This is a genomic window from Bacillus sp. 7884-1, from assembly GCF_002272245.1.
In the GTDB taxonomy this organism is placed as follows: Bacteria; Bacillota; Bacilli; order Bacillales; family Cytobacillaceae; genus Neobacillus.
Genome location: NZ_NPDD01000312.1, coordinates 1 through 3,809, shown reverse-complemented (window position 1 = coordinate 3,809; position 3,809 = coordinate 1). Strand labels below are relative to the sequence as shown.

At 35.4% G+C, this 3,809-nt stretch carries 4 protein-coding genes; 1 reads left to right on the top strand and 3 read right to left on the bottom strand.

Annotated features, from left to right (window positions below; genetic code table 11):
* Positions 1-264: 264 nt before the first annotated feature.
* Positions 265-1,488: a DUF438 domain-containing protein gene (locus CHI06_RS28790; protein ID WP_095252048.1), complete on the bottom strand. Its 1,224-nt coding sequence runs from the start codon at positions 1,486-1,488 to the stop codon at positions 265-267.
* 273 nt (positions 1,489-1,761) lie between these two features.
* Here CHI06_RS28790 and CHI06_RS28785 point away from each other — a divergent pair, with 273 nt between their 5' ends.
* A complete protein-coding gene (locus CHI06_RS28785; RefSeq protein ID WP_095252047.1) occupies positions 1,762-2,739 on the top strand; it encodes a ring-cleaving dioxygenase in 978 nt (325 codons plus the stop codon).
* A 43-nt stretch (positions 2,740-2,782) separates the two neighbouring features.
* Here CHI06_RS28785 and map read toward each other — a convergent pair whose 3' ends face one another.
* Positions 2,783-3,526, bottom strand: coding sequence for a type I methionyl aminopeptidase (gene map, locus CHI06_RS28780; protein ID WP_095252046.1), 744 nt, complete (start codon positions 3,524-3,526; stop codon positions 2,783-2,785).
* A 123-nt stretch (positions 3,527-3,649) separates the two neighbouring features.
* Positions 3,650-3,809 (bottom strand): pentapeptide repeat-containing protein (locus CHI06_RS28775; protein ID WP_142301047.1); only part of this gene is annotated, 160 nt, incomplete at its 5' end.

The following is a 3,809-nucleotide window of genomic DNA, read 5'->3' as shown; positions in this document are numbered from 1 at the left end:
AGTTTTGCTAGTTTAGTAGGAACAAAAGATATATTACCATATTCACTACGTGAAAGTCAACATATTCTTGCGTTTTACTCTTATGTTCGACTCCCTCTCGAAGGGAACTTTTATATAATAACATCTTATTCACTTACGATTCAATAGTAATATTTTCCATAAGGACCCTATTAAATAACGAATCAATATTAATATATATACTACTTAATCCTCCTTACCAAAAAACGAACGCATGGAAACCTCCATGCGTTCTAAAAACATCATTTACTCAGACATAATCCTTTTTTCCCCTTCAATCGCTTTGATTGGGTCAATATTTTGAGTAAATTCAAGTGTCCCCATGTATTTACCACTCTCATCCCTAACGGCAAAATAACGAATATAAACATATTTATCACGGAACTTAATCCAGAAATCTTCTGTATCCTTTCTGCCTGCTTTAAAGTCAGCTAGCAGTTCCTCCACCACATGCACACTTCTTGGAGGATGACAATTTTGGACAGTACGCCCAATCACTGCTTTTGTGCGAGCAAAAATTCTTTCTTTTCCATGAGAGAAATAACGGACTACATCATCTTGATCAATAAATGTGAGATCCACAGGTAAATGATTTAACAACAGCTCCAGTTGTTTTAAAGATAATATCCCTGTTTCCATTTTAATAAATCCTTCAGAGATTGCTTTCTCTTCCAATGCATGCCTTTCAGGCTTCCAAACCTCTGTAGGTGCAATCAAGCAATATCCAATTTCATCACTTTCACGTGCAATTTTTACCCATTCATCTTCGGTAAAATTATTCAATGCCATCGGAAAGAGAATATTTTCTTCTCTATAAATCATGGTGATAACTTCCTGAATAACAAATTTTAATACTTCAATAACTGTCTGCTTGTCCCCGTTATACGAAATAAGCTTCATCCTAGCATCTTTAATTGCATCACGAATAAAGTCATTAATACGCCACATATTATTTGATGGTCCATAAATGCCATACGTTTCTAAATAAGGGAAAATTAAATTTTCTTTCCGGCTGTAGTGCTTGTCAATATCAAGAAGCAGATTGATATCCTCTAAAAGCTTAATAATATTCTCAGAACTGTCGTCCTTTTCAAATTGCTCTAAGTGTACTTGAAGTTGGGTATTTACCAATTTATCTAGTTCCATATTTTCTAAAATAAAGGTGTGGATAGGATGTCCTGGGTGCTCCTCAGGCTTATATGTTTTTTCAACTTCTTCAATAGATCCTCTAAAGATTTCTGTATGTTTGGCGTGTAAATGGTGCATTTCCTCAACTGAAAGGTCTCCAAAATCATGCTGTAACTGGGAAATTTCATCGATAGTTATTTTTCCGATAAACGCATCAAAATGTGCTTTTACCTCATTAACATTTTTTCCGTCATGAAGATCTTTAAAGATTTGCTTTAAAATAGCTTGACGTTTACTTTGATTATTAGTTAGTTCTTCACGATTATTAATTAATTCACTCATGTATATTCTCCTTCGCTAGTTGCTCTGATTTAAATGCTATTGATAATTAATCTCATACATAAAATAACACCTTTTAAAAATTCTGATTGTGATTAACATCATTGGTACATAAATAAACTTTAAAATGTGATAAATTTATGGACGGTGAAATTGACAGAGATTCTTATCCGTGTTATATTCATCTCGAATTAAAGATGTTTTACTTCAAGAGATTGATTAATCCCTATCAAATGGAAAAATAAATGAAGTAATACTATTAATGGAGGAATAAACTTGAATAATTTAAAAGGCATTCACCATGTAACGGCTATAACTAGCAGCGCCGAAAAAAATTATGAATTTTTTACTTATGTATTAGGAATGCGTCTTGTAAAGAAAACAGTAAATCAAGATGATATTCAAACTTATCACTTATTTTTTGCAGATGACACCGGGAGCCCAGGAACAGATATGACATTTTTCGATTTCCCTGGTATTCCAAAAGGCGTGCATGGAACAAATGAGATTTCAAAAACTTCATTCCGTGTACCTAGTGACGCAGCAATAGATTATTGGTCAAAGCGCTTTGACAGATTAAACGTTACCCATACAGGAATAAAAGAACAATTTGGCAAGAAAACGATCTCGTTTGTTGATTTCGATGACCAACAATACCAATTGATTTCAGATGAAAACAATCAGGGAGTTACCGCAGGTGTACCTTGGCAAAAAGGTCCAATCCCGTTAGAATTCGCTATTATCGGGTTAGGTCCAATTTTTGTAAAAATTGCTAACTTTGATTATTTTAAAGAAATGATCGAAAAAGTACTTCTTTTTAAAGAGATTGCTCAAGAAGGCGCCTTTCACTTATTCGAAGTTGGTGAAGGAGGAAATGGCGCACAAGTAGTTGTTGAATATAATGCGGTCCTGCCACAGGCACGACAAGGATTCGGTACCGTTCACCACGCAGCGTTTCGGGTAGAAGATCGTTCTGTACTTGATGAATGGGACAAACAATTACGCTCTTATGGATTCCAAACATCAGGTTTTGTCGATCGCTACTTTTTCGGTTCTCTATATTCAAGGGTTGCTCCTCAAATCTTATTTGAATTTGCAACCGAAGGTCCTGGATTTATGGGCGACGAAACATATGAAACCCTTGGTGAAAAATTATCCTTACCACCTTTCTTTGAATCAAAACGTGACCAAATAGAAAAATTGGTACGTCCAATAAATACGGTTAGAAGTACTATAGATTTTAAAAAGGAATAAAATGAAAGTGCCAGCAGAAAAACTGCTGGCACTTTCATTTTTATTATAGTGTTGTAATAATGGGTCCATTTTTTGAAAGGATAATAGTATGTTCGTACTGCGCAACATAACTTTCTTCGGTTACATAAGTCCAATCGTCACCTTCAATTTGAAAAACTTCTTCTTCTTTTGTTGAAATAAAAGGTTCGAAAGCGATAACCATGCCTTCCTTTAATAGCTCATCATCCCACGTATCATGATAATTATAAATATGATCAGGGGCTTCATGTATTCTTCGTCCGATTCCATGTCCGGTTAAGTTCATGATAACCGTTAATCCGTGTTGACGCGCAGTTTGGATAACTGCCTTTCCAATCCCGCTTTTCTTTGAACCAGGTTTTGCTTTCTTTAAGCCTGCTTCAAAAGCCAATTTCGCAACATCACATATCTTTGTTAGAATCTCTTCCCCTTCACCTACAACAAATGAAATGCCAGTATCAGCGAAGTAACCATTCTTTGAACCAGAGACATCAATATTTACGATGTCACCTCCTTGAATGACCCTATTACCAGGTATTCCATGTGCCACTTCTTCATTGATACTTATACATGTGTAGCCAGGGAAATCATATTCACCCTTTGGCGCAGAGATTGCACCCGCCTTTTCAAAAAGCTGTCCTGCTATATCATCCAATTCCTTTGTTGTTATGCCAGGTACTGTTCTTTGTACCAATTCATCTCTAATTTCGGCACAGATTTTGCCGATTTCTTTCAATGCTTTAATATCTTCTTCTGTTTTTGCAATCATGTGTTTTCCCTACTTATCATATTATTATCGTTGTAAACTTTCCATTCTTATATTTTAGGCTTACCTATAGTAAAAATTCAAGTATGTTTCCTTTTTGTAAAAAATTGATATATTACAAAAAACCTATTCTCTTTCCAACCAGTGGGCTGGCGTCACTAATGCGGCTGGTAATTTAGTATGTTTGTTACCCTTTGCGGCGTTCACTTGAGCTTGTGTTAGAAAGATACATCCAGTAAGATTAGCATCACTTATATCCGCATCCCTAAAATCCGCTCCGATGACA

Excerpts from the sequence above, each read along its gene's own strand:
- CHI06_RS28790 (WP_095252048.1), bottom strand. The coding sequence starts at position 1,488 with ATGAGTGAATTAATTAATAATCGTGAAGAACTAACTAATAATCAAAGT.
- map (WP_095252046.1), bottom strand. The coding sequence starts at position 3,526 with ATGATTGCAAAAACAGAAGAAGATATTAAAGCATTGAAAGAAATCGGC.